Origin of the sequence: Isobaculum melis, assembly GCF_900111355.1 — a bacterium.
Lineage (GTDB): Bacteria > Bacillota > Bacilli > Lactobacillales > Carnobacteriaceae > Isobaculum > Isobaculum melis.
Genome location: NZ_FOHA01000002.1, coordinates 82,784 through 107,910 on the forward strand (window position 1 = coordinate 82,784; position 25,127 = coordinate 107,910).

23 protein-coding genes and 1 tRNA gene are annotated in these 25,127 nt (G+C 34.7%); 9 read left to right on the forward strand and 15 right to left on the reverse strand.

Annotation, left to right across the window (positions count from 1 at the left end):
* The first annotated feature begins 174 nt into the window (after positions 1-174).
* A tRNA-Arg gene (locus BMW29_RS02170) sits at positions 175-246 on the forward strand.
* An 84-nt stretch (positions 247-330) separates the two neighbouring features.
* On the opposite strand, the gene BMW29_RS02175 is transcribed toward BMW29_RS02170, so the two are convergent.
* Entirely contained in the window at positions 331-807 is a 477-nt protein-coding gene (locus BMW29_RS02175) for a nucleoside deaminase (RefSeq protein ID WP_425431583.1), read from the reverse strand.
* A 13-nt stretch (positions 808-820) separates the two neighbouring features.
* Complete coding sequence (locus BMW29_RS02180; protein ID WP_092649846.1) at positions 821-1,177, reverse strand: winged helix-turn-helix transcriptional regulator; 357 nt, start codon at positions 1,175-1,177, stop codon at positions 821-823.
* A 77-nt stretch (positions 1,178-1,254) separates the two neighbouring features.
* Here BMW29_RS02180 and BMW29_RS02185 point away from each other — a divergent pair, with 77 nt between their 5' ends.
* On the forward strand, positions 1,255-2,433 hold the full coding sequence (locus BMW29_RS02185; RefSeq protein ID WP_092649848.1) for an alpha/beta fold hydrolase domain-containing protein: 1,179 nt from the start codon (positions 1,255-1,257) through the stop codon (positions 2,431-2,433).
* A 57-nt stretch (positions 2,434-2,490) separates the two neighbouring features.
* On the opposite strand, the gene BMW29_RS02190 is transcribed toward BMW29_RS02185, so the two are convergent.
* The gene (locus tag BMW29_RS02190; RefSeq protein ID WP_092649850.1) at positions 2,491-4,218 is read right to left on the reverse strand and encodes a hypothetical protein; all 1,728 of its coding nucleotides are present in this window, start codon (positions 4,216-4,218) and stop codon (positions 2,491-2,493) included.
* A gap of 393 nt (positions 4,219-4,611) precedes the next feature.
* On the opposite strand from BMW29_RS02190, the gene BMW29_RS02195 reads away from it, so the two are divergent.
* The 4 genes from BMW29_RS02195 (at position 4,612) to BMW29_RS02210 (ending at position 7,205) form a co-directional block, all read left to right on the forward strand.
* Positions 4,612-4,818, forward strand: coding sequence for a hypothetical protein (locus BMW29_RS02195; RefSeq protein ID WP_092649852.1), 207 nt, complete (start codon positions 4,612-4,614; stop codon positions 4,816-4,818).
* A 54-nt stretch (positions 4,819-4,872) separates the two neighbouring features.
* Positions 4,873-5,361, forward strand: a complete 489-nt coding sequence (locus tag BMW29_RS02200; protein ID WP_092649854.1) for a prolyl-tRNA synthetase associated domain-containing protein — start codon at positions 4,873-4,875, stop codon at positions 5,359-5,361.
* A gap of 171 nt (positions 5,362-5,532) precedes the next feature.
* A complete protein-coding gene (locus tag BMW29_RS02205; protein ID WP_092649856.1) occupies positions 5,533-5,934 on the forward strand; it encodes a hypothetical protein in 402 nt (133 codons plus the stop codon).
* On the forward strand, positions 5,931-7,205 hold the full coding sequence (locus tag BMW29_RS02210; protein ID WP_092649858.1) for a Y-family DNA polymerase: 1,275 nt from the start codon (positions 5,931-5,933) through the stop codon (positions 7,203-7,205). The genes BMW29_RS02205 and BMW29_RS02210 overlap by 4 nt, the downstream gene beginning before the upstream one ends.
* 103 nt (positions 7,206-7,308) lie before the next feature.
* Here the strand turns inward: BMW29_RS02210 and BMW29_RS02215 are convergent, their stop codons facing one another.
* Genes BMW29_RS02215 through yidD form a run of 6 tightly spaced genes read right to left on the reverse strand, consistent with a single transcriptional unit; the run spans position 7,309 to position 10,414 of the window.
* A complete protein-coding gene (locus BMW29_RS02215; RefSeq protein ID WP_092649860.1) occupies positions 7,309-7,569 on the reverse strand; it encodes a metal-sensitive transcriptional regulator in 261 nt (86 codons plus the stop codon).
* On the reverse strand, positions 7,559-7,864 hold the full coding sequence (locus BMW29_RS02220) for a rhodanese-like domain-containing protein (protein ID WP_092649862.1): 306 nt from the start codon (positions 7,862-7,864) through the stop codon (positions 7,559-7,561). Before BMW29_RS02220 ends, BMW29_RS02215 begins: the two co-directional genes overlap by 11 nt.
* A 3-nt stretch (positions 7,865-7,867) precedes the next feature.
* A complete protein-coding gene (locus BMW29_RS02225) occupies positions 7,868-9,514 on the reverse strand; it encodes an FAD-dependent oxidoreductase (RefSeq protein WP_092649864.1) in 1,647 nt (548 codons plus the stop codon).
* On the reverse strand, positions 9,514-9,822 hold the full coding sequence (locus tag BMW29_RS02230) for a rhodanese-like domain-containing protein (RefSeq protein ID WP_092649866.1): 309 nt from the start codon (positions 9,820-9,822) through the stop codon (positions 9,514-9,516). The genes BMW29_RS02225 and BMW29_RS02230 overlap by 1 nt, the downstream gene beginning before the upstream one ends.
* 24 nt (positions 9,823-9,846) lie before the next feature.
* Entirely contained in the window at positions 9,847-10,167 is a 321-nt protein-coding gene (trxA, locus tag BMW29_RS02235) for a thioredoxin (protein WP_092649868.1), read from the reverse strand.
* Positions 10,139-10,414, reverse strand: coding sequence for a membrane protein insertion efficiency factor YidD (gene yidD / locus BMW29_RS02240; protein WP_092649870.1), 276 nt, complete (start codon positions 10,412-10,414; stop codon positions 10,139-10,141). The genes trxA and yidD overlap by 29 nt, the downstream gene beginning before the upstream one ends.
* A 221-nt stretch (positions 10,415-10,635) precedes the next feature.
* Between yidD and BMW29_RS02245 the strand changes: the two genes are divergently transcribed.
* The gene (locus tag BMW29_RS02245) at positions 10,636-11,031 is read left to right on the forward strand and encodes a hypothetical protein (RefSeq protein WP_092649872.1); all 396 of its coding nucleotides are present in this window, start codon (positions 10,636-10,638) and stop codon (positions 11,029-11,031) included.
* 35 nt (positions 11,032-11,066) lie between these two features.
* On the opposite strand, the gene BMW29_RS02250 is transcribed toward BMW29_RS02245, so the two are convergent.
* Positions 11,067-11,414: a YxeA family protein gene (locus BMW29_RS02250; protein ID WP_092649874.1), complete on the reverse strand. Its 348-nt coding sequence runs from the start codon at positions 11,412-11,414 to the stop codon at positions 11,067-11,069.
* Positions 11,415-11,685: 271 nt separating this feature from the next.
* Between BMW29_RS02250 and clpP the strand changes: the two genes are divergently transcribed.
* Positions 11,686-12,276, forward strand: a complete 591-nt coding sequence (gene clpP, locus BMW29_RS02255; RefSeq protein WP_092649876.1) for an ATP-dependent Clp endopeptidase proteolytic subunit ClpP — start codon at positions 11,686-11,688, stop codon at positions 12,274-12,276.
* A gap of 185 nt (positions 12,277-12,461) precedes the next feature.
* A complete protein-coding gene (locus tag BMW29_RS02260; RefSeq protein ID WP_092649878.1) occupies positions 12,462-12,983 on the forward strand; it encodes a DsbA family protein in 522 nt (173 codons plus the stop codon).
* Positions 12,984-13,028: 45 nt separating this feature from the next.
* Here BMW29_RS02260 and BMW29_RS02265 read toward each other — a convergent pair whose 3' ends face one another.
* The 5 genes from BMW29_RS02265 to BMW29_RS02285 all read right to left on the reverse strand — a co-directional run bounded on the left by BMW29_RS02265 (position 13,029) and on the right by BMW29_RS02285 (position 25,013).
* On the reverse strand, positions 13,029-18,656 hold the full coding sequence (locus BMW29_RS02265) for an InlB B-repeat-containing protein (protein WP_177165647.1): 5,628 nt from the start codon (positions 18,654-18,656) through the stop codon (positions 13,029-13,031).
* A 188-nt stretch (positions 18,657-18,844) separates the two neighbouring features.
* Positions 18,845-19,573: a hypothetical protein gene (locus tag BMW29_RS02270; RefSeq protein ID WP_092649882.1), complete on the reverse strand. Its 729-nt coding sequence runs from the start codon at positions 19,571-19,573 to the stop codon at positions 18,845-18,847.
* Positions 19,570-21,000 carry a sensor histidine kinase gene (locus BMW29_RS02275; RefSeq protein ID WP_092649884.1) on the reverse strand — a complete coding sequence of 477 codons (1,431 nt, stop codon included), beginning with the start codon at positions 20,998-21,000 and terminating at the stop codon, positions 19,570-19,572. Before BMW29_RS02275 ends, BMW29_RS02270 begins: the two co-directional genes overlap by 4 nt.
* A complete protein-coding gene (locus BMW29_RS02280; RefSeq protein WP_092649886.1) occupies positions 20,984-21,652 on the reverse strand; it encodes a response regulator transcription factor in 669 nt (222 codons plus the stop codon). The genes BMW29_RS02275 and BMW29_RS02280 overlap by 17 nt, the downstream gene beginning before the upstream one ends.
* A 736-nt stretch (positions 21,653-22,388) precedes the next feature.
* Positions 22,389-25,013, reverse strand: a complete 2,625-nt coding sequence (locus tag BMW29_RS02285) for an InlB B-repeat-containing protein (RefSeq protein WP_177165648.1) — start codon at positions 25,011-25,013, stop codon at positions 22,389-22,391.
* Between the last annotated feature and the right edge of the window lie 114 nt (positions 25,014-25,127).

Consider the following 25,127-nt stretch of genomic DNA (forward strand, 5'->3'; position numbering starts at 1 on the left):
CAACCATGTTTTCCAACTATCTATCTTGTGAAATTTTTGTGCATTCTTCTTCTCTATCATATCATAATTTAGCTAGAATCATAACCATTATCTAGTAGATGAACAAACGATTTAAGGAATTTACTCTTGTCATCTGCTATGATTTCATATAAAATAGTGCGTGGTGCAACAACTGTCCCCCTAGTGTAATGGATATCACGTAAGATTCCGGTTCTTAAAATGGGGGTTCGATTCCCTCGGGGGGCATTAGAAATGAAATATGCCAATTATTTTCTCAATAAAACAGACCTTAGAATAAATTTTTCTAAGGTCTGTTTTTATTTACTAACACTAGTCCCAATACCCCTCATGTACTTTAGCAGCTTGGACTTCCAAATGAGGAAAAGGTCCAATGATTTCAATATTTTTTTGACCACGTGCAATAATTTCTTTACTTGGTAAATCAAATGTTGGGTTTTGATCATTGGAACCTGTTAACGCCAACAAACGTTTTTCAGTCATAGCAAAGACTATTTTTCCAATATTGCTCCAATAAATTGTTCCTGTGCACATCGCACATGGTTCTGCAGTTGTATAAAGTGTACATTTCGCTAAAAAATCTTTTTCATATAAATGTGAAGCTTTCGCTGCCAAAGAAGTCTCAGCATGACCGGTACAAATTTTCTCTGTTATTTCAATATTCTCTTGTTCTAAAAGAATGGTCCCTTTTTCATCAATTAAAAGTGCACCAAAAGGCGTATTCCCATGTTCCCTTGCCTCTTTAGAAATTTCAATACAACGCATTAAATAATCTTCATGTGTTTTCATTTTTTCCATCCCTTCACCTGCTATTATTTGGATTTTCCCGACCTTGAAGTAGCGCCTCTTGATTCATGATAAGCCAATTTTTCGCTTCATTTAACACCTTTACATAGCCTTGACCTAAGCTAGTTACTTCATAGCTCACTGGAAAACCTGTCGATGCTTCTCCATACTTAATAATCAATCCAGATGCTTGTAAATGGTTTAAGTTTTCTGTTAATACCTTCCTGGAAATCCCTTCAATTGCCCGCTCTAATTGGGCAAAGCTACTGGCATCTTTTGCTAAATGAAGCAAAATAAAAGGGACCCATTTTCCTAGTAAGGGTGTGGCTATTGCTCTTAAATGCTGATTTTGACTACAATCATTATTTGTCATACCTCAAGGTAACTCCTTTTTTCAAATGAATTCTTTCTTTATACTGATTATACCACGAAAGAAAGTAGGGAAAATATATGACATCACACTTTTTTAAAACTTTTGAATTTGAATTCGAAGCCACTCGTTTAATGTGGATTGCGCCAAGTGGCGGTTCTGATTTTGCAGAAGTCGCTGCTGTTACGGAAAAAATTAAGGATGGCCATTATCAGTCTTGGCATCTGGAATGGAAAAACTTTGCACAAAAGCTTGAAAATCGCGCACAGGGTTTTCTTTCAACAACCAATAAAGCCAATGCTTTGATGCGTGCTAGTCGCTATTATCAAGCAGCAGAATTCTTTCTTGACCCCTCTGATACTGCAAAATTAGAGATGTATCAAAAATCAGTTTCGTTATTTTATCAAGCTTTGGCACTCACTAATGTCCAATATTCAGCACATACTATTCAATACCAAGAAACACCACTGCGCACACTCTATTTTAAAACGCACAAACAAAGCAAAGGAACATTCTTTGTGTGTGGCGGCTTTGATGCCTTACTAGAAGAGCTTTATTTCACAAGTGCGATTCCTGCCTTAAACAATGGCTATGATGTCGTTCTTTATGAAGGTCCCGGTCAATCTGATATGATTCGTTATCATCAATTATCCTTTGAAAAAAATTGGCAGCTTGTAGTCAAAGAAGTGATTGATTTTTATCAGCATCATTACCAACTACGAATGCCCAAAATTGGTATTGGCATTTCTTTAGGTGGACTATTAACCGCTAGAGCGGCCAGCTTAGATGCTTCATTATTTGATCGCATTGTTTTATATAATTATTTCCCCTCAATGATTGCTTCCTTTAAAAAATCATTGCCGTTTTTTTTACATCGCTACTTAGACACACAATTTCCGACTTGGTTAGAAAAAATAGCTTCTACTTATATCGCTCATAAAAAGTTTTTAAATTGGCAAGTCGAACATGCTAAATGGACTTTTGCAGCTACCTCGTTAAATGATTTAATTCAGAAGTGTCGTGATTTTAATGAAGAAATTGCCTTATCACAGCTTCACACAGACTGTTTAACCTTCGTTGCAAAAAATGATAACTACTATGATTATCATTTAGGTCTTTATTTTCATCAAGCCATTCCAGCTAAAAATAAGAAGCTGATTCTTTTTGATAAAGAAAATTATTCAACAGACCTTCATTGTCAAAATGGCTCCTTCTATGATTGCAATGACCAATTGTATGAATGGTTACTAGCAAAATAAAAAAGAAAGACAAATGCAGATCATTGTGCTTTGTCTTTCTTCTATTCTATATTAAAGCTATTTTACTGAAACGCGTTTTCCCCTCATAAAGACAACACTAACAATAATCAGTAAACTTCCTAAAAAAAAGAAAGAGGGACTATCTTGACTTGATGTTTTAGGTAATACTTTTCCACGACTTTCTTGATTGGTTGTTTCAGCCAATCCTTTGTTATCATTTATTTGCGCCTCTGTTTTAGCTAATATTTCCTTATCATCTTTTTGTCCTACAAGATTGTTTGAGGCTGTATCTTGATTTGGTTGATTAGGTGTACTTGGTTTATCTAAATCAGGTAAAATTGGTTCTAGCTCCACATTTTCAGGACCAACAGTCACAGTTAATTGAAGCTTTTGCGATGCAACACCATCTTCATCTGTTGCATAAACTGTCACTATATAATCCCCCTCTTGATCTAGCTTTACTACCTGCTCAAAATCAGTTGTTATCGTTGCTTCTCTATCTGATACAATTTTAGCATCTTCTAAATAGTCTGCTTCTGTTTTTTGGACATTTCGCTCATAATAAACAGCTTTACCTTGAACAACTGGTGGTGGATTATTACTCTTAACGGTTACTTCAAATGATAGTTGGTTATTTGAAGGTAATTTATAAGTAATAACTGCTGTCCCTACACGATTATGACTGAGTAAAGATAATTGTTTAGCTGTACTTGTTGGATTAACAGAAACAACCTCTGGATTTGAACTAGTTATTTCAGCTTGAAATAACTCTGAATTTGTTAATAAATCCATCCCCATGTATGTCATAAACCCAATAAATAATGAGTTATCAGAAATCGTTAAAGGAACAGTCACTTCTAATGTTTCATTCTTTAGTATCTCTTTCGTTTCAATAGCGCCTAATTTATTTTGATCCTCTCCTTCATACCAATTGTTTCCACTTGGTACGCCACCAGACCCCCATTGCATCAAAGGTGTTAATTCTTCTGGATAAGAGCTAACAAATGTATCAAATAAAAATAGCTCGTTGAGTTGAGGCAGTCGAACAAAAGAATCAATATCAGTAAGTGGTAAAGAAGCTAATACTAATTGTTGGACGTTATTCATATGTGTTGAGAAAACTGAAGCATCTGACAAGTTTGTATGGATAATGCTAACTGTTTGAATATTTGGAAGAGTAAAAGAAATAGTTGGTGGTGTTAATCCAATCCTTTGATTTGAACCAGATATTTTCAATTCATTTAAATGAGACATATTAGCCAACATATTTAACTCTAAATTAGATTCCGTTTCAATTTCTAACATTTCTAATTGATTCAATTGACTAATAGCAGCTAATTCATTTCCTGATAAATTTGGCTTTGTTAAGCTCAATACAGTTAAATTTCCAACTTGTTCAAGCAGGCTAATATCTTCTATCTCGGTTCCACGAATGATGAGGTATACCCCTGTTTTTGGTTGTAAATATTGAAGACCTTCTAGAGTTTTTGTTGGCGTATCATCCAAGTTAATGAAAATACTAGCTGGTCCCTCATATTGATTGAGTAAATCAAATTTTTCTTGTGTGATGTCTATGTATGTTGGCCAAAAACTAACCTTTGATTTTCCCCATTGATTCAACTGCTTTGTTAATTCAACATCTGGAACTAAATTGACTCGACTACGGCTACTTACTTCTGGTATATCTCCTATATAATCTGCCAATACTTCTTGACTGTTAAATAAGCCACCTATTCCAATGAAAGCAATTAGTAAATATATCATCTTTTTGATTTTATCACCCATAAATTCCCTCCCCTTTTCTTTTACCTATTTTAATATAACAAAAAAGCAAAAAGAAATCTATACTTTTCAGCAATTGTCCTTCTATTAATCTAAATAATTGAAAGATAGAGTGAGTGGATTAAACTGATAAAATATTCATTAAAAAGAAATAGTCTAAATGAAACGGTTATATGATTTTCTCCCATCAGCTGAACGAAATAACTATTTCAAAATATTTAAATCACGCTAAAATCATAATAAATGGTTTATTTAAATCACAAAAAAACTTTTCCACTAGTCATAAAAGAGAGTGAAACATCTTTCCATCTAACAATTTTGTAAGCTGATTGTAAGCTACTTCCCTTTAAGATTTAACTCATTTGTTCTAAGCTTTCTTTATGGAGGTGATTTAACATGGATGCACATTTATTATTTACAAGCACCATTATTTTATTTATTATCGGAATTGCCTTTCTTGCGCTAGCTACCTTAAGCTTTCGCTTTAGAGCCATTTCAGGAAAAAATGCTTGGGGCGGAAAAACCAAAACATTCATTTGTATTGGACTACCAATTACCATCATTGCACTAGGCCTTATTTACTTATTTTATCCTTATAAATAATGTTTAAAAACCTTTTATTAGATGCTATAATCTAAGAAAAAGGAGGGATTTTTTTTGAAACAAGCAACTGAAGAAAAAGCGTATCAAGTACTAAGTGAATTGACTATTCCCTATCATCGTGTAGATCACGAACCCATCTTTTCAGTGAAAGAATATGAGGTAGAATTGCCTGGACCACAAGTAAAAAACTTATTACTCAAAGCAAAAAAAGGCAAGCAGTATTATCTTGTATTGATTCATGAAGAAAAACAAGTTGATTTAAAAAAATTAGCAGAAGAATTAGGGGTTAATCGACTTTCATTTGCCTCTTCCGATGAACTTCGAATGTTATTAGGTTTACAATCAGGGATGCTTAATCCGCTGGCACTGACTTATGATGAAGAGCACCTCATTAAAGTTGTGATTGACCGTGCAATTGATCATTCAGATACAATTGGTGTTCATCCTAATATCAATACAACCACTTTAATGATTCAGTTTTCTGACTTTAAACGGTTCTTACAAGCTTATGAGTATGAACCCATTTATCTTACATTATCTTAAAACCATGTCTGAAGGATATGGTTTTTTCTAATCTCAAAGCACAAATATTTCAGTCTAGCCTAAGCAACATCAGCTTTACCATTACTTACCACTTCTTTTCACTAAATAATGATTGACAAAAAAGAACAAACGTTCTATAGTGTAATCAAATGATATATGAGGTGAGCAAATATGAGTAAAGACCTTTACAACTATGACCGCACAGCCTTAGAGGATTATAAAAAAAGAGATAGGAGGATGATGAAATATCAAGGCTTCTTTTTATCTGAACACAATGAAGAGCTACAACAATTTTTAACTAATGAACAACAATTAGCGCATCAGGTAAAAAAGGAACAGCAATCTGAAATAGACATTGCAAAGCACCTTGAACTACTTTGGAAAACACAAGAATCAGCTATTTTCCAGGTCAATGAAGCCAATCTAGACAAGAATCTTTCTATCATAACAGGTAAACTACTTGGATTTTCTGATGACATCATTTTTATTCAAACACAGCATTCAGTTGAATCTCTTGCAATAGATTTACTTCGTCATATTGAACCTCTCAAGCATTTGAAGTGGTTTCAATGATTTATTTTGACTATAGGCAATTACCTAAAAGAGATATTTTATGTATTGATGTAAAAAGTTTCTTTGCATCTGTTGAATCTGTTAAGAGAGGCATTCATCCTTTAGATTCCTATATTGTTGTGATGAGTAATCAAGAAAGTAGCGGTGGACTTGTTCTGGCAGCCGCTCCCCGTGTCAAACAAGAATATGGCATCAAAACCGGTTCTAGACGCTTTGAGATTCCTAAAAATAGCCCCATTCAGATTGTTGCGCCTCGCATGAGCTTATACCTTAAAGTCAATGCGCTTATTCAAGAGATTTTTAGAAAGTATGTTGCAGATGAGGATTGGTATCCTTATTCAATTGATGAGGGTTTTCTTGATGTAACGGCTTCTCATCAATTATTTGGTACCACTGAAGAGATTGCTAGAAAAATTCAGTTAGAGATTTGGCAAAAGCTCAAATTAGTGGTTACGATTGGGATTGGGGATAATCCTCTTTTATCAAAGCTAGCTTTGGATAATGCAGCAAAAGATGCAGTAAATGGCATGGCTAGTTGGCGTTATGAAACCATTCCTGAAACGATTTGGAAAATTCCCAAGCTTACTGATTTTTGGGGTATTGGTTATCGGACAGCAAATTCTTTAGAAAAAATTGGGATTCATACCATTTATCAGCTTGCACAAACAGATATCAGCAAATTAAAAAAAACATTCGGGATTATTGGAGAGCAGCTTTTTTATCATGCCCATGGAATTGATTTTACAAGGCTATCAGAACGTCATATTCCCCAAGAAAGAAATTTCTGTAAAAGCCAAATACTAAAGCAGGACTATACTAAACAATATGAAATAGAGATTGTCATCAGAGAAATGGCAGATCAATTAGCTGCAAGGCTACGCACCCATCACTTAGAAGCAGGTGTGCTCTCACTATCTATTGGTTTAAGTAAATATGCAACAACGAAAGGTTTTCAAATACAACGAAAAATCAATCCTACAGACCACTCAAAAGAAATTGTTGCTACTTTCATTGACCTTTTTAGAGCAAAATATCAAGGAGAAGCTGTGAGAAGTATTTTTGTTTCTTGTGCCCACTTAAAAGAAAAAGAAACCTTTCAGTTAAATCTTTTTGAGGATATTGAAAGTGTCAAAACAACAGAAGCCATTGATCAAACAATCGATTTAATTAGACATCGGTTTGGTTATCCTTCTATTGTGAAAGCAAACAGCTTAATGCATGGTGCCACTGCCATTGAACGAACCAAATTAGTTGGTGGACATCAAGGTTAACATGCTGAAAAGACAGCTATTGCTTTTTTCAAAATGGCGACTGAGTTCTTAGCAAAAAACATGTGGTAAGTCAGAATTCCTTCTGCTCTTACCACATGTTTCCTTACATTGTTTTCACAACTAAATTTACAGCTTCACTCACTGCTTGATCTCTTTCTTCATCTGTTCCAGTTGCATATTCAGCTGTTTGTAATAGATTTTCTGCAACCATCAAGCCCATCACTTTATCAATACTAGAACGAACAGCAGATAACTGTATAATAATATCCTGACAGTCTTTGCCTTCCTCCATCATTTTTAAAATACCACGCATTTGACCTTCTGAACGTTTTAAACGATTGCGTATTTTTTGATTACATTCCATAAACGGTTTCTCCTCTCCAAGAGGACATGCCTCCCATGACATTGGTTACTTGATAGCCTTGCTCTGCAAGAAAATTACAGGCAGAAGCTGAACGCATCCCTGAGTGGCAAACGACATAATAGGCTTGCTCCTTATTTAATGCGGCTAAATTAGTAGGTATGGTATTTAAAGGGATGAATTGTACCCCTTCGATATGTCCCATTTCATATTCATTTTGCTCTCTCACATCTAAAATTGCAAGCTTTTCATTTTTAACTAATTGTTCAAATTCTGGCATTGAGATTGTTTGATACATTCTTTACATTACCTCCTCGGGTCTCACTGTTTCATATAAGCTAAAAGCACCATCTAAATTTTTTACTTGATAGCCATTTTGCTTTAACATCCGCTCTGCTAAATAGCTTCTTAAGCCACTTTGACAGCTCACAATAATGGTTTGATTTTTTGGTACCTCTGCCATCCGCTCACGTAAGCTATCTAAGGGAATATTCATGGCTTTTTCAAAGCGACCATTTGCTACCTCGCCAGGATTGCGCACATCTAATAAAAATGCACCATTCACTAAATATTGATTCAGTTCATGCCATTGAATACTTTCAGAAATGCCTTCCATCAGATTTAAGGCTGCATACCCTGCCATATTCACTGGATCTTTAGCTGAACCAAAAGGAGGTGCATAAGTAAATTCTAATTCAGGCAAATCTTGCACGGTTAATCTTCCTTTGATTGCTGTTGCAATGCTATCGATTCTTTTATCAACGCCTTCTTCACCTACTGCTTGAGCACCATAAATTTCTCCTGTTTTAGGATTAAAAATTAATTTTAACACAATCATTGTAGCATTTGGATAGTATCCTGCATGATTTTTCCCTTGAACATGTACGACTTGATAGTTTGTGCCTTCTAATTGTAATTGGCGTTCATTTAAGCCGGTTGAAGCGATGGTTTTATTAAAAACTCTGACAATAGCCGTTCCTAAGCTGCCTAGATTTTTTCTTGCTAAGCCTGATAAAACATCCGCTACTTGACGTCCTTGGCGGTTTGCAGGAGAAGCGAGAGAGATTAAAGTATCTTGTTGTGTGCTAAACTGCTTCACTAAGATTGCATCTCCAACAGCATAGATATCCTTTACACTTGTTTCATAGCGCTCATCAACCATGATTCCACCTCTTAAACCGGTTTGAATCCCTGCATCTATCGCAAGACTATTTTCTGGTTGGACACCTACTGATAATAAAATAAAATCTGTATCAATATGTTGTCCGTTTTCTAAGACAACCGTTTTCCCTGCATCTTCAATTGCTGTTGCTGAAACCCCTGTAATAACTTCTACTTGATTTCTTTTGAGTTCTTTTGTAATATAAGCAGCCATCTCTTCATCTAAAGTTGGCAAGACATGGGGGGCCTTTTCCACAACAGTCACTGCAATACCTCTATGCGCTAAGCTTTCAGCCATTTCTAAGCCAATAAAGCCTGCACCGATTACCATTGCCTTTTTAGGCGCTTCTTTTGTCACAAATTGCATGATTTGATCAACATCTGGAACATTTCTCAAGGTAAAGACATTTTTTGCAGCTGCTAGCCCATCAATTGGTGGAATGAATGGTTTCGCTCCTGGAGAGAGCAACAACTGATCATACGCTACTGTGTAGGTTTCACCATTTGACAGCACCTCAACGGTTTTAGCAACTGGATCAATTTTAGTGGCTTCACTATTTGGACGCACATCTAGTTTAAATCTTGCTTTTAATTGTTCTGGTGTTTGTACCAATAAATCTGAGCGTTCTTCAATCTCACCAGCTACATAATATGGCAAGCCACAATTAGCAAATGAAACATAGGGACCTTTCTCTAAAACAATGATTTCTGCCTCTTCATTTAATCTTCTTAAACGAGTAGCTGCTGACATGCCACCAGCAACTCCACCAATAATCACAATTTTCATTAGTATTTTCCTCCTCTAGTTGCCCCACTATAGCGCAGCATACCGCCTTTGATGTTAACTGCATCAAAGCCATTTTGAATCAATTCTTTTGTGGCACGTTTACTACGCATTCCTGACTGGCAAATGACATAGATTTTTCCTTTTGGCTGATAATTTCTCACTTTATTTAAAGGGACATTTTTTGCTCCTGGAATGTGACCATTCACAAATTCATGTGGTTCTCTCACATCAATAATGGTGACCTTTTCTGCTAATTTACGTTCTATTTCATTGGTAGAAATAGACGGAATTTTTTTAAATAAAAACATTTTATTCCCTCTTTCTTGACTTTTTTAGGCTAGCTGAGCTGCTTTATTTTTTAGATATTCTGACAAAACTTCTTTTGGATGATAACCCGCTATTTTTTCAACTGGTTTGCCATCTTTAAATAAAATCATTGTTGGAATACTCATCACATTAAAGTAATGCGTCATTTGTGGATTTTCTTCGATATTTAATTTCGCAAGTTGAATAGCTGTTGTTTTTTCTGTATCCAGTTCCTGCAAAACTGCTCCTAACATTTGACAAGGTGCACACCATTCTGCCCAAAAATCAACTAATACTAAGCCTTCATTAACTGACGCTTTAAAATTTTGATCTGTTACTTTTATCATCTAAATCCCCTTCCTTTGCTTTTTTTAATGTAAAATAATCTGGTACAGCATCATTTCCTCCCTTAACAAAAGGATTACATCTGATAATTCTAGAAATCCCCATGATACTCCCTTTGACTACCCCATGTTTTTCAATGGCTTTGACTGCATAATGAGAACAAGATGGCGCATAACGACAGCTTGGTGGAAATAATGGTGAGATAAATTTTTGATAACCTCTAATTGGTAGAATAAATAACCTTTTCATTTATACCCCCCTCGGTAAAAGCAATTATACCTATAGGGGTATAAAAAGTAAAGTATTTAAATCAAAAATAACGCAAATCGTTCTAGCACATAAAGTTTTAGCTACAAATAGAATCATTGAATAAACTGAGAATATTATGTTATGATAGGTATGAGCCAATCGATGTAATAAGAAGGCTACATAATTTTTTTATAGATGGATTTACTTAGGAGGATTCAATCATGAACCAAAAGAAACATTTGATTACTATTGCTGGCTTACTTATTCTTTCTAGTGCTATTTTAAGCGGATGTAATGCTAATCCCAAAGTAGCAGACTTAGAAAATAAAATTGAAGAATTAGAGAAAAAAAATGATAAGTTAAATGAGCAAGTTGTAGACTTAACAGAAGATGATATCGATATTGATTTTGAAACAGACTATGAAGAAGTAGATGGTGTTACATCAGCTACTACTGGTGCTTCAGAACATTATTCTGAAGAGAAGAAAAAAATTGTTGATCAGATTATCGCCCTAAAGAAACAGTTAAAAGGTTCTTTAACAAAAACTGAACGTTTAGAAATTATCAATCAAATCAAAGCGTTATCAAAACAAATCGGTGAAGTCTATCAAGACTAAGAAAACCAGCCATGATGATATGGCTGGTTTTCTTCTTATTCTAATTCTTTTAAGGCTTTTTCAGGTACTTCATTTTTTGGGACCTCTTCCCATGAGACCACACCTTTACCACCATTAACTTTTAGCTTTAAGTAGGCCTCTTCCCTTAAAGGGACTTCTTTATTCCCATAAAAAGATAGTTTTTTTTCTTTCCCATCTTTATTAAATCCTGGCAACTCATATAAATAATCAACAATTTTTTCCCCTCTATCAGTTGTCTTTATTTCTTTTTCACCCACAATGGTAATTTTTGTATAATAGTCATCCTCAGTCAGCATTTTATAAGTGAAGTAACCACCAACCACAATCACAACAATTGCTATTAGCCATCCTATTTTTTTCATTTTTAATTTCCCCCTTTAATGAAGCTATCCTAATGATAACCTAAATCCTTTTTCATTGTCTCAGTCTAGCGCTCGATTTTTTTCTCCATCTTCAAAAGTATCACTAGTCAATTGGACTTTTTTTCTAGTATAATAGACTTTGTCAATAAATTTAAGCTTTTGAAGATAAAAAAATTGACCTATTTTGACCTTTGGAGTATGATAGTTTCATAAGACATGATAAGCAACTCATGTTACAATAGTAAAGAGCAGTTTAAGGAGGAAATTAAAAATGAATTTAGTACCTACAGTTATTGAACAATCATCTCGCGGTGAACGTGCCTATGATATTTATTCAAGATTATTAAAAGACCGTATTATTATGCTAAGTGGCCCAATTGATGATAATGTGGCAAACACAGTCATTGCACAATTATTATTTCTAGATGCACAAGATTCTGAAAAAGATATTTATATCTATATTAATTCACCAGGAGGCAGTGTTTCGGCTGGATTGGCTATATTTGATACCATGAACTTCATTAAGGCTGATGTGCAAACTATTGCTATGGGAATGGCGGCTTCAATGGGAAGCTTCTTATTAACAGCTGGCGCAAAGGGAAAACGTTTTGCTTTGCCTAACTCAGAAATCATGATTCATCAACCACTTGGTGGTGCGCAAGGACAAGCAACTGAAATTGAAATTGCTGCAAAACATATTTTAAACACTCGTGAGCGTTTAAATAGAATTCTTGCTGAAAGAACTGGGCAACCAATTGAAGTGATTGAAAAAGATACAGATCGTGATAATTTCATGAGCGCTGAAGATGCAAAAGCATATGGGCTAATCGATGAAATTATGGTGAATAACAATTTGAAATAAGTTTGATAAAACCTTATCTACCTTAAAGTAGGCAGATAAGGTTTTTTATTTATTTTTTAACCTGTTAAGCAATTTTGATTCTTTTATTGTCAGAATAGCGTATAATAATAGCGAAGAGCGAATGATTCACAGTCGAATAGCGTTCGATTTGTCTTATGTTTCTAAAATGAAGGAGGATATAAAAGATGGATATTAGTGTAATTGATGGAACTAAAGTAACAACAAATGGTGGACTTCATATTGGCGAAGCAACTGCACCTGTTAAAATCATTGAATTTGTAAATGTCAGATGCCCTTTTTGCCGCAAATGGTTTGAGCAATCAAAGGATTTATTAGATACTTATGTAAAGGCTGGAAAAGTGGAGCGTATTATTAAGTTTTTTGATAAAGAAAAGCCTTCTTTACAAAGAGGAAATGTCTTTCATCACTATCTTGATTATCATGATGCTACAGGCGCTTATACAGCCCTTCAAAAAATTTATGAAACACAAGATACTTGGGGCAATTTAGAGCTGGATCAAGTGGCTGATTTCGCTGAAAATGAATTACACTTAACTAAACAAGATAACCAAGCTGAAGCTGAGCAAGTGATTCAAGAAGCTCTTGCTGCAAATATTACCCTTGTTCCAACAGTGATTTTAAATGAACATATCTTTGATGAGCATATGACAAATGAAGAACTAAAAAATATCATTGAAAATGCATAAGAAATCCCCCTACAAATTGAATCATTTGTAGGGGGATTTTTTCTGTTATCTAGTTGTTTTCTTTTTTCTTTCATATAAGAAGAAACCAATTCCTGCCACAATTAAGGTCATCCCAATCACTAGACTATTTTGTTGATTTTTACTTCCTGTCATAGGTAAGGCTTGATCGTCCGTTTTTTTAGTTTCTGCTGCATCATCAGCTGTTGGATTTACTGTTGCATCCTCAACTGCTGTGGTTTCTTCTGTTTGAGTCAATGTCAATTGAATCTCAGTAACTAATTGACTCACTTGCTCTTCTGTCTCCTCTGCTCTTGTTCGTTTGCTAGGTAATGAATAAGAAATGGTTACAGGATACGAGCCTTTAACTGCTTGATTTTCGAAATTCCCGATATTAACCGCTAACGGTGTTAAGACTTCATTTGTTTCATCATCCCAAGCTTTTGCATGACTGCGGGTTAAAATTTCTTGATTTAAGTCCCCATCTTCTTGTAATGCTAAGAATTCATCCACTGTCATTTCAATATTTTCAGCTTCAATTTTCCAAACACCTGTAGCGATTAAATCAATCCACTCTGCTTTAAGAGCTAAACCATCAGCTGGCATAGCAAAGGAATCACTCATTTTATTTCCTTGCTCATCAAACCAGCCAGCAAATTTAAAGCCAAATCTAGTTGGATCTTCTACTTCAGAGAGTTGAATCATTGTATCTGTTGGTGCAATCATATCTGCTGGTTTTGTAGCAGTATCCCCACCATTGATATCAAAGGTAATGGTTTGGTCATCTGCATGCCACTTAGCTGTTAATGTCATACCACCAGCTGGGACAAGATAATTTCCTGTTACCAAGGTGTCATCTGCATCATACCAGCCTTTAAAAGTATAGCCTGCTCTAGTTGTCATTTGTGCAGCTAAATCAATTGTACTATCTGTTGGTGCCACAATTGATGAAACGCCTGTCCCACCATTTGTATCAAAATGCACGACTTGATTTTCTGCAGTCCAATGAGCAGTTAAAGCTAAGCCTCCTACTGGCATCGTGGTGGTTCCACTGACTTGCGTATCACTATCAAACCAACCTATAAATTGATAACCTGGTTTTGTTGCGATAAGACCATTTAAGTCAATCTTACTATCTGTTGGTGCGACAATATCAGCTGGTTTTGATGCTTCATCGCCACCATTTACATTGAATGTAATGGTTTGGTTGTCTGCTTCAAATTGTGAAATAAGGGTAATATCAGAAGCTGGAACCTTATCAACTGCAAAATTCCAAAGCTTACCACTTACCATTTCTTTCCAACCTGTAAAATGATAACCAGGTTTTGTTGGCTCAGTCGGTGCAGTTAATAACTGATCAAATGCTCCACTTTCTGTTGTCATGGTTCCTTGGTTGTTAAAGGTAATTGTATAATGATTAACTGTATATTGGGCATATAAAGTGACATCTTTAGCAGGCATTTTATTGCTTGAAAAGTCCCATTTATTACCAGCTGTTGCTGCATCATACCAACCTATAAAGGTATAGCCCTCTTTAGTTGGTGCTGTTGGTTCTGTTGCTAGTGTATCAAAGGTGACTGTTTGTACTGTTGTAACACCCTCATTATCTAAGGTTAACGTATAATCATTAACTGTATATTGGGCATATAAAGTGACATCCTTAGCAGGCATTTTATTGTTTGCAAAATCCCACTTATTGCCGGCTGTTGCTGCATCATACCAACCTGTAAAAGTATAGCCTTCTTTAGTTGGTGCTGTTGGTTCTGTTGCTAGTGTATCAAAGGTGACTGTTTGTGCTGTTGTAACACCCTCATTGTCTAAGGTTAACGTATAATCATTAACTGTATATTGGGCATATAAAGTGACATCTTTAGCAGGCATTTTATTGCTTGCAAAGTCCCATTTATTGCCGGCTGTTACTGCATCATACCAACCTGTAAAGGTATAGCCTTCTTTAGTTGGTGCTGTTGGTTCTGTTGCTAACGTATCAAAGGTAACTGTTTCTGTTGTTGTAGCCCCTTCATTATCTAAGGTTAACGTATAATCATTGACTGTATATTGTGCATATAACGTCATATCTTTTGTACCAACGGCATAAGGGAAAGTTACTTTTGTACCATTTGTTGCTTGATCATACCATCCTTTTAAGGTATGTCCAGTCAAAACAGCATCTGGTTCATCTGTAAGGGTTTCACCAGGATATTTCTTCACTGTTTGTTGTGCTGTACTTCCTTTTCCAGCATTAAATGTCATGGTAATTGGTGTAATGATACCAACATGAACTTGATCAAACTGCGTTGCACTTGGTGTTAAATCACTAGTTGTTGCTTTACTATAATCTGCTGTAGCAGTTGCTGTACTTCCACCAGTTGTCACAGGTGAAAAACGTGTTGAACCATTTGTATTTGGATTCATAAAGACAATATCGACTTTTTGATTTTTATCTAAACCTAAGAATTCATAACTACCATCAATTCCATTGATTTTTTGTGTCGTTGTTGTTTCAATGAGGTTTGTAGTTCCTGCCTCATAGGCTAAAACTGAAACACCATTTCGTCCTTTTTCAGTTGCTTCTTTTAAGCCATTACGGTTGCTATCATCAAAAGCTTGTCCTTTAATGACGCCTGTGCGTAAACGAATTGCGATTGGTTCACTTGGCTTATAGCCTGCTGTTCCCATAATTGAGCGATAGACACGAGCAGAATAAATATTTATTTTTCCTGCATTTGTATCTGCATTCGGATCTGTTAAGGAAAGCTTAAAGTCAATTGCTTCACTAAAACCATCTGTAATGTCATCATTTGTGACAATTTTGACCATTCGAATGTCCTCTTTATTTGTAATGGCATTCCATGGTTTAAAATTAGCAGAATCTTTATCGGTTTCATAAGTTGTTGCATAAAGTACTTGATAGCTTAAGCTACCTGTTGGTGTCACTGGGTTTAACAAGGAAGCTGTCCAATTAAAGGCTTCTTTTTGAATATGCACACTTGCATCAAAATCACTAGGACTTGCTGGCGTTAAATCTGTTTTTTCACCAGCTTTTGGGATAGGAACAAGTGCTGTATAGCCATTAATGGTTGTCCCTGAATTATTCGCAACTGTTAATTGGTATTTCGCATCACCACTTGGGTTTAAGTCAATAATTGAGCTATTACTATCATAATCATAGCTGACCCAAGGGCCATTATTTAAATTAGCTGCTGTTGTTACTGAAAAATCCTTTTGTGCTTGGATATTGAATGCTTGAGTGCTTGGTAAAACACCTAATGGTTGATTTGTGTTACCACTCCCTGTTACATCAAAAGTATTTTTCCCTTGATAAGCAAATGCTGAGCCACTACCGTATGCTAAAATATTGGTATCTGACGCTTCAATTTGAGCTAAGTCGCTAGTATTAATTGAAATCGTTGGTGCACTATTTTTAATTTTTATTTCATAATTAACTACAAAACCTGGAAATAGTATAGCTTTATCATTCCCATAGCCTAAAGTAACATCTGGCAACGATAATTTATAAACTTTGCTACCCGTATTATCTACTGTCGTTGTTACCAATAAAGTACCATCTGATACACTATAGGTCTTACCCTTCCATGTAGTGCTAATTTTAGCTTCATTAATACTAAGATATTCTGTTTCACGCAAATAGACATTAAATCCTTTTACACGAAGAGGAGAATAATCTGAGTATTTATAATTATAAAAATTAAAGCTTGCTCTTGCTTCAAATGTTGTACCACTTACTTTTGTCGTATTTAAATTACTTGAACTAGCATAAGTAAATTTATCTGGTTCTGTAATTCTAATGACTTCAGTTGTTTTTTCAGCACTTGGATCAGTTAAGCCTTTTTCAGTTTGGACAACTGAAATAGTAGCTTTATATTCTTTTGATGCAGGAACTTGGAGCAATTTACCAAAATATTTAACAGGAATATTATTTACACTATTAAACGGTAAAGTAAGAGAAGTAGAATTCCAATTAGGTGGAATAGTTCCTACATAATCCCAAGACATATTTTCGATGTATTCATCTTCATCAAGAATACCTAGATCTTTGGCTGAAATACTTGTAGCTCCCGTACTTTGTAACTGATATTTATTGCCTTTTGTTGACAACACTTCAATATTTTGAACTTGGACATCTGTGATTTGTGGAATAACAACTAATGTCACGCCAACTGTTGAAGCAGCTTGACTGAAGTCAAGTTGTACAGTTTGATTACTAATAGCATCTGGACTTTTACTAAACAGTCTAAAACCACCTAATAAGTTTGTTTCCATCTTTTGTGACTCAGTAAAACTTAATGTAGGTGGTCCACCATATTTATCTGTGCTTAACACATCATGTGCAGTAGCAACTATTGTTATCTTAGCTGATGGTGCCCCAAGAATCTGCTCTTTTGTTTCAAAAATTTTATCGTCCACTGTTGTAATTTCAGCTGGAAATGCACTTGTTATTTGCATAGGAATAAATGCTGCTGCATCTTGTGCATCATCTGGAATTTTATAGTCAAATGTGATTTGTGAAGCACCGCCATTTGTATATTCTTTCAACTCAACTGTAACAAAATTATAGTCAGAATCGCTAGTTGAATCAATCGCGGTAATCTCAGCTGAACCTATTCCCACCGTTTCTTTAATGCCTAAAAGCTCAATTCTTTTATCTATTTTTAGTACATATGTACTTGCTTTGATCAGTGCAAGTTCATTACCATTTGCCGCAGTATTAAGATATCCGGAACCTACTAATTTTAATGTACCCATTTCACCTGGCTTTTGAAATCTTGAAAAATTCCCTATTAACCAACGAGAATGTATACCAGTACGTGCTTGTAATTTAATTTCCTCAATCGTTTCAGTATCACTGATAATCTCAGTACCAGCTTGATAATAAGTTGCTGTTACAATAATTGGGTTTAAAGATGAACTTGTAGCCGATTCAGTTAATCCATAGGTTGGATTGAGATAAACACTAAAGTCAAGAATGGCACTTTCTGTTCCTGGTGAAAATTCATAAATGATTTTTCCTGCACCTGTGTTTTTACCTGCGATTTTTTCTGCTGGAATAAAGGTGGCATTAATCACCACACCTTGTAGTTGAGTTGTTAACTGACTCGCATCAAATTTCCAGAGATTGTCAGTATCAGCTACCATTCCTGGCGCATTTTTAATTTGTAAAAGGTTATTCAATTGAATTTCTACTTTACGATTTGTAGTTGCTGTATCTGTTGGAAAGTGAGCATTCACACTTAGTGTTCTAGCTGTTGAATATAAATCGTCTCCTCTATATTCAAACACTTTATTTGTTGTGATATCTTTCCCATCAAAAATTAAAAATCCAGCCTTATAAGGAGCTATTCTTGCTGTATTTTCATCAGCATTAGGGAGGGCTATTTTTTCTTGTTCCTCTTCTTCTACTTTAGTCGGTAATTGAGGTTGTTGAGGTAACTCTAAAGTCTCTGCCTGAGGTAATTCTTCAATTACTTCTGGCTCAGTTACTTCCTCTTCCTCCACTACAGCTTCTTCTTCTGTATTTTCTGTTACAGTTTCTGTTTCATTCTCTGTTGTAGCATTCGTTTGTGTCATCATTGCATAACCAACTAAGTTTGTTTGACTCATTATCATCAACAGGACTAAGCTGATAAACATTAATTTTCTCGTTATTTTCTTCATTTCAATTCTCCTTCGCCCAAATAAAATACTATCCATAAAAAACAAAAACACTATCAACAACTTCATTTTAGGTAGAATCAACTTTTAATACAAAGTTCTATTGCGTAACTTTTGTGTTTTTTGTGAACAAGCAAGATAAATCATTTAAGCATGTAACATCAAGACAATAAAAATGGATTAGAATAGGTCTAATCCATTTTTTTATCTGTTGCAACAAATATTGATTGAATGGTTTTCTTGACCAGCTTATTCGTAGCCAAATATTGTAGGATGAAAAGAAGACAAGGTAAAACGAGCATCAGAAATAAAACTATTTGTAGAAATAGACCATACCATTTTTCAAATAATTGCCAGCCCACTTTATTTTGCTGTAAATAATTTTCATAGCCCGGTTGCTCTTTATTTTTTTGATAAGCATTTGGTACTGCTTTTTTTTGAACCGTTACAACCGCCTTGGTTTGGACATTCTCTTCTGTATAAAAAAGTAAGGTATATTGACCAGCTTGGCTTTTGACATTTTGGCTATCTACTCTAATTGGGAATGTCGTTTGTGGATTTACTGTTGACCAAGCCTTGGCATGTGTTCGAGCAATCCACTCAGCCTCGCTTAATTGTGCAACCTCTGCTTCAGTGACAGAAATATCTTGCACATCAATCGCAATGTTTCCCTGAATGATGGTATTTTTTTCTTTTAAGGTTAAATAAATGAGCTTCTCCATGACTTGCTGAGAATGTTGAAATCGAATATAAATCGGATAAGTACCCACAGCGACACCTTTGTCTACTAATTCTTTAAATTTTTCTTCCTTTGCTTCCTGCTCAGATGAATAAATCACCTCTTCTGCGTTTACCTGCTGGGGCAAGATCAAAACAGATAGCATCAAAAGGAGACAGCTAACAATCAACTTCTTTTTCATGAGGCATCATCATCCTTTGTGATGAGTGGCATTGTCAGATTTAATAGGACACCTTTTTCTGTTGGATAAAAATGACAGCTACCGTTTAAATGCTCCACTGTATTTTTAATCGTATACATCCCAATCCCACTACCAAATTTTGAATCAACACTATCCACATGATAAAACAAGTCAAATACATGTTCAAAATCAATTGAATCAACTTCTATTTTGTCATTATAGGCCTCAATATGGAGCGCCTGATTTTCCTCATAAATGGTTAAGATAAATTCTCCATTTTTATCTGCATACTGGCAAACATTAGAAATCATATTATGCAGTAGTTGTTTTAATTCAATAGGGGTAATCGTACTTTCAATTGTTTGGACCACATCAATGGTATAACGAATATTTTTTTCTTTAAATACTGGTAAAAATAAACGGATTGTATCTCTTACTGTTTTAATCAGGTCAATTGTCCGCACTTTTTGCTGCTGTTCAGCTGCTGATTCTGTATACATGAGCTTTAACATATCATTGATTTCTAACATTAATTTTGTTTGATTTTCTTCCAATCCAGTTAAATATTGCGCCATGTCAGCTTGACTCGACTTATTTTCTTTTAATTTTTCTATGTTTAGCAAGGAGATATTAAGAGGTGTCTTTAAGTCATGAACAAGTGAGGTTAATAATTGTTTCTCATAGATAGCCTTTTCTTGTCCAGCCTGTAATTGTCTTTCTAACATTGTATACTTTTGATCAATCGTATTTATTTTCCCTTTTAAATCATCTGTAAACTCACTTAATTCCTCAGAAAGTACATCATACTCTGTTTTGGTTTCCACTGTTTCAACTTCTGAAAGATGATAGGTTTTAAGCTTAGCAATATTTTCTTTTAAACGATTGATTGGTCGAATTAAATTTTTGAAAACAAGTACAATCATCACAATTAAGATGCCGCTTAAAATAAAGATGCCTATAAATAAAATACGCATCATGACTTCAAAAAATTGTTGATCGGGTAAATGGTAAATCGCTAAAAAGATGAGCATTTCACCTAAAGGTGTCTTTTTCTCATAAACACTTTGATAGCTTAAGGCTTCTGGCTTTATTGCTTCTGCTAACACTTCAAAGTCTGTTGTTTTTCTAGTAGAAAAAACCGTTTCTTCTGGTAGTAAAACAACTAAATCTAGTTGTTCATCCTGATTTAATTTGGTCAATGAAGCTTCTATATTTTCAATACTTGTCTCTTCTAAAATCGTATCAATTTCTTTTTTGACTTTCACAATATGCTCTTGCTCAAGCTCTTGATAAATCTTAGGCAAGTAGTGAATCAGTGTCATCATACCTAAAAAGACAAAAAAATAAATAACCGCAATAAAATATAAACTTTTCCGCCATTTTTTTCTTTTATCTAATTTTAGATCTACCTCATTCAATCCATTCATAGCCAACACCTCGAATAGAATAAATATTAGATAGATTCAATTTTGCCCTAATTTTTTTGATATGTGTATCAACCGTCCGTAAATCAACAAAGTTCTCACTCATATGCCAAACTTCTCGAATAATTTTTTCTCTTGTTAAGACAACATTTTTATTTTCTAATAAGAAGACTAATAACTCGTATTCTTTTAGTGTTACTTCAATAAAAGTCCCTTCTTGATAGACTTTTCTTTGTTTTAAATCAACTAAAATAGCTGAAGATTCACTCGTCAATTCCTGTTTAATTATCTGACGGTTTTCTCTGATTGCTTTCTCAATTCTTTTTAAGAGAACCTCCATTGAAACGGGTTTTTTTATGTAGTCATTCACATCTAAATTTAAACCATTAATTTCATCTTGATCTTCATTAGAACCTGTTAATAAGATGACTTTGACCATTGGATCTATTTTTCTGAGTAAAGTTAGAAATTGTAAACCATCAATAGAGGCCATTTTTAAATCACTAATCACCAAATCATAATAATTTTCTTTGAATAATACCAAACCTTGTGCAGCATGACTGGCCACTGTTACTTGATACCCTTCGAGTTCTAATAAATCTTTAATGACTAATTGATAGTTAGGATCATCGTCCACAAAAAGCAATTGTCCCACAGTTACCCCTCCTATATCAAAATACTATTCTGTTTTCTTCATTCTAACATATTCGTTTTACTAAATAAAGTTGTTCTTATTTCACTGCATGCGTTTTACTATTAAAAGAAAAAATAAATAAATAAAAAAGCATATAATAAAAGGAATAAAAGAGATTAAAACCAAAATATTTTGCAACTAAATAGTGATTTAATTTTCTTGAAAAAAATAAAAAAAGTAAACATTTTAAAAAAAAATTTAACCAATCAAAATAAACTCTCCAGATATAATATAAACCTTTACATAACTATTATTTTTATTTTTCTAGACAATCAAAATCACTCATGTGAACGGATAGTTGACAAATCAATCTAACTTTAGCATTTTGTGAGGTTTCTTCAAACTATGAGACTTCGTTTGAAACTCTAATGAAGTATGGCAGATACAAAAAGGTGGAACATCAGCTAGACTTTTCATCTAGTTACGTCCCACCAATATATATATCTTCTATCAAACGATAGCCAAAAGTCAGCCACTTCAACTATATTTCGTTACAATCACATGAATAACTAATCATGAAATGCGGTAGATTTGCGAAGAATTATGAAGAATACAGTGATTCATTGTTGCATAGTACTTACTTGTTCACAAAGTCATTTTAAAAGGTAAGGTTCAGAGTCGAACAAAGTTCGATCTGTATCATGTCTCTAAGGATTAAAACTCCTAAGAGGCATGACAATTCTAAAAGGCACGACGATTATTCAGTATGCTGTTTATTTTTGATGACTTGTTTTCCTGTTAGCATCACAAGTAGCATTCCTAAAAGAATGAAGCCATGATTTGTTTTTTCACTAGTTTGAGGTAATTGAGCTTTTTCCTTTTCAACTTTCTGTGGTGAATTTTGACCTGCTTCTTTATCCATTTTATCGTTTGGTAGTATAGGTTTTTCTGGTACTTCTTCCATTTTCCATTGTGCATAAAGCGTCATTGAACGGTCTGCATTAAATTCCGCTAACCATTCATTCACAGCAAAGCTAGCATTAGGTGCGAAAAATTTTCCAGTACCATCTGCTTTTGTATTCCAACCAGTAAATTGGTGGTTGCTATAGCTTAAGTTTCCCAAGTCCTGTATAGCAACTGTATCTTCGAGAAGATACTCTTTAGCATCAACTGGGTTGTCTCCTGTATTCGCACCATTTCCATCATAATAGACATGGTAAGTATCTACTTTTACATCTTCCCATTGACCATATAAAGTCAAATTTTCACTTGCTATTAAGCCATTAGCTGTATCTGCTGAATAGCTAGTTCCTGATCCATCAGCTTCTGTATTCCAGCCAACAAAAACTTTTTGCTCAGGCTCATTTGGCTTAACAAAGGTGGTTACTGCTTCATCTGTATTGTAGACCTGATATAACTCCATTGGATTTTCTGTTTCATAATAAGTTCTACCATCATAGTTAGATGGACGCGCTAAGCTCCAATCACTTCCTGTTAAATTTGTAACATATTTTACCCATTTGATTTCAATTGCACCAACATCTTGATTTGTAGTGCTACGTTTATGACCATTTTGATCGACACTTAAATCTGTCACACCAACATCATCAGCTAAGCCTTCTGGACGAATTGGTATCGTTTGAACAGGTACTGATCCAGCTTTTCCTGCTGTTTCTTGACCAAGTTGGAGCAAACCAAACGGTAAGACACCATAAACTGCTGTTGCTTCTTGATCAATAACATTAGCAGCTACTGAAACATTATTTTTTGAGCGTGTGTCTAAATAGAAATTCATCTCCTCAGTTACCGTAGCATCTGCGCGGTTCCCACTCATTAAATTATTTTCAACTCTACCAGCTCCATAAATATAAGAGACTGCTGCACCTTTGTTCCCTCTAGCACTCTTACCTTTTTCAGCAGTATTGTCATAGAAGGTGTTGCTGACAATGGTTGCATAACTTGTAATCGAGCTATTACCAGAAATTTCAATTGCACCTGCACCGTCAATACCATCTGCAGGCTGTAAGCCTTGTGATGTATTCCCAACAAAAGTTGAATTCTCAATTAAATTTTCTGGATTGTCAGACAATACAAATGAAACAGCACCACCTTCATCATATGCTGTATTTTGTTCAAATGTAGAATGAGTAATTTTTAAGGGACCTGCACCTCTATTTGCATAAAATGCCCCGCCATCAGATACTAATCCTGGGAAAAATCCTGTATCTTCTGGATTAGGCTCATGTACGCTATTTTCTTTAAAGACCGAATAATCAATTGTAATCGGACGACTACCTTGAGCAATGCCAATGGCCCCGCCACCAGCCATTATTTTCCCACCAGCTTTGTTTTGATTCTTAGCAAAATAACTATGCTGAATCGTTGCTGGATTGGTTCCACCTTTTAGGTAAATCGCACCCCCAGCAATATTGGATCCGCTAGATGCATTATTAATAAAAGAAGTATTGTTAATTTCTAAAATGGTATTCTCATTATTTCCTGAATCTAACCGAATAGCTGCACCACCCTCACCAGAAAAATTAGTTAAAAATAGACATTGTTCAAAGGTTGCTTTTTTTGCATTCACTTCAAAAGCACTTGCATTTCCTGTGTAACGAGCACTCTTATTTTGAGTAAAAGTAACATGGTCAAAATGAACTTCACCATTTATGTAGGTACCAACAACGCCACCACCATTTGTTGCATTAGTAATCGTTGCTAAATCTAATTGTTCAGTTGCTGCATAGCTATCTTCCATTGCACCCTTTAATGTCAAGTTTTTAAAAGTAAGGCTTGCTGCACCTGTACCATTTACTGTGAAATGTTTTTGTCCAGCTGCGGCTTGTAATACGACTGTTTCACTTGTTCCTTGAATGACCACATTTTTTTGATGATTCAATGTAATTGGAATAGCAGCATTTAATTGCATATTTGATGTAATTGTAATGACTTTTGTTTCTCCTGGAATATTATCTATATCTGCTAATTCCGCACGTAGCTCAGCTTCAGTTTGAACTGATACAATATCAGTGACACTTAGCTGTGACACTTCGTTTTTTTGCTGAACTGTAACTGGTATTTCCTCTACTGTAGGTTCAATTTTATGCTGTTGTACTACTTCTTTTTCCTGATATGTATTTTGCTCTTCTTCTTTTAAGCTTTCTGTTTCTTTTATTTTTTCATCATCCAGAGATGGTAAATTGACTTCTAGATTGTCAATTTCGTTTATTTCATTATCCTCAAGTATGACTCCTGATGATATCTCATCTTCACTCAATTGATCTGATATTTCCTCTGCTGCAATTGTTGGATAATTAAAAAAACAGGCTTGTGTTATTAATAGTGTTAATAGTAATAGACTACTTTTTCTTTTCATTTTCATTTTCGTATCCTCCATAGTCAGATTATGAAATTTTGACTTATGCCAATATAATATTATATCACAATAAAGAAATCCTATTATCAAAAAACATAAAACTTAAGGATTGTGTTTTTT

What these genes read in the sequence shown, in the direction of transcription:
- BMW29_RS02270 (WP_092649882.1), bottom strand. Translation starts at nt 19,573, where the DNA reads ATGAAAAAGAAGTTGATTGTTAGCTGTCTCCTTTTGATGCTATCTGTT.
- BMW29_RS02275 (WP_092649884.1), bottom strand. Translation starts at nt 21,000, where the DNA reads ATGAATGGATTGAATGAGGTAGATCTAAAATTAGATAAAAGAAAAAAA.
- BMW29_RS02265 (WP_177165647.1), bottom strand. Translation starts at nt 18,656, where the DNA reads ATGAAGAAAATAACGAGAAAATTAATGTTTATCAGCTTAGTCCTGTTG.
- yidD (WP_092649870.1), bottom strand. Translation starts at nt 10,414, where the DNA reads ATGAAAAGGTTATTTATTCTACCAATTAGAGGTTATCAAAAATTTATC.
- BMW29_RS02245 (WP_092649872.1), top strand. Translation starts at nt 10,636, where the DNA reads ATGAACCAAAAGAAACATTTGATTACTATTGCTGGCTTACTTATTCTT.
- BMW29_RS02185 (WP_092649848.1), top strand. Translation starts at nt 1,255, where the DNA reads ATGACATCACACTTTTTTAAAACTTTTGAATTTGAATTCGAAGCCACT.
- BMW29_RS02225 (WP_092649864.1), bottom strand. Translation starts at nt 9,514, where the DNA reads ATGAAAATTGTGATTATTGGTGGAGTTGCTGGTGGCATGTCAGCAGCT.
- BMW29_RS02175 (WP_425431583.1), bottom strand. Translation starts at nt 807, where the DNA reads ATGAAAACACATGAAGATTATTTAATGCGTTGTATTGAAATTTCTAAA.
- BMW29_RS02215 (WP_092649860.1), bottom strand. Translation starts at nt 7,569, where the DNA reads ATGGAATGTAATCAAAAAATACGCAATCGTTTAAAACGTTCAGAAGGT.
- clpP (WP_092649876.1), top strand. Translation starts at nt 11,686, where the DNA reads ATGAATTTAGTACCTACAGTTATTGAACAATCATCTCGCGGTGAACGT.
- BMW29_RS02230 (WP_092649866.1), bottom strand. Translation starts at nt 9,822, where the DNA reads ATGTTTTTATTTAAAAAAATTCCGTCTATTTCTACCAATGAAATAGAA.
- BMW29_RS02195 (WP_092649852.1), top strand. Translation starts at nt 4,612, where the DNA reads ATGGATGCACATTTATTATTTACAAGCACCATTATTTTATTTATTATC.
- BMW29_RS02205 (WP_092649856.1), top strand. Translation starts at nt 5,533, where the DNA reads ATGAGTAAAGACCTTTACAACTATGACCGCACAGCCTTAGAGGATTAT.
- BMW29_RS02220 (WP_092649862.1), bottom strand. Translation starts at nt 7,864, where the DNA reads ATGTATCAAACAATCTCAATGCCAGAATTTGAACAATTAGTTAAAAAT.
- BMW29_RS02210 (WP_092649858.1), top strand. Translation starts at nt 5,931, where the DNA reads ATGATTTATTTTGACTATAGGCAATTACCTAAAAGAGATATTTTATGT.
- BMW29_RS02285 (WP_177165648.1), bottom strand. Translation starts at nt 25,013, where the DNA reads ATGAAAATGAAAAGAAAAAGTAGTCTATTACTATTAACACTATTAATA.
- BMW29_RS02190 (WP_092649850.1), bottom strand. Translation starts at nt 4,218, where the DNA reads ATGGGTGATAAAATCAAAAAGATGATATATTTACTAATTGCTTTCATT.
- trxA (WP_092649868.1), bottom strand. Translation starts at nt 10,167, where the DNA reads ATGATAAAAGTAACAGATCAAAATTTTAAAGCGTCAGTTAATGAAGGC.
- BMW29_RS02180 (WP_092649846.1), bottom strand. Translation starts at nt 1,177, where the DNA reads ATGACAAATAATGATTGTAGTCAAAATCAGCATTTAAGAGCAATAGCC.
- BMW29_RS02250 (WP_092649874.1), bottom strand. Translation starts at nt 11,414, where the DNA reads ATGAAAAAAATAGGATGGCTAATAGCAATTGTTGTGATTGTGGTTGGT.
- BMW29_RS02260 (WP_092649878.1), top strand. Translation starts at nt 12,462, where the DNA reads ATGGATATTAGTGTAATTGATGGAACTAAAGTAACAACAAATGGTGGA.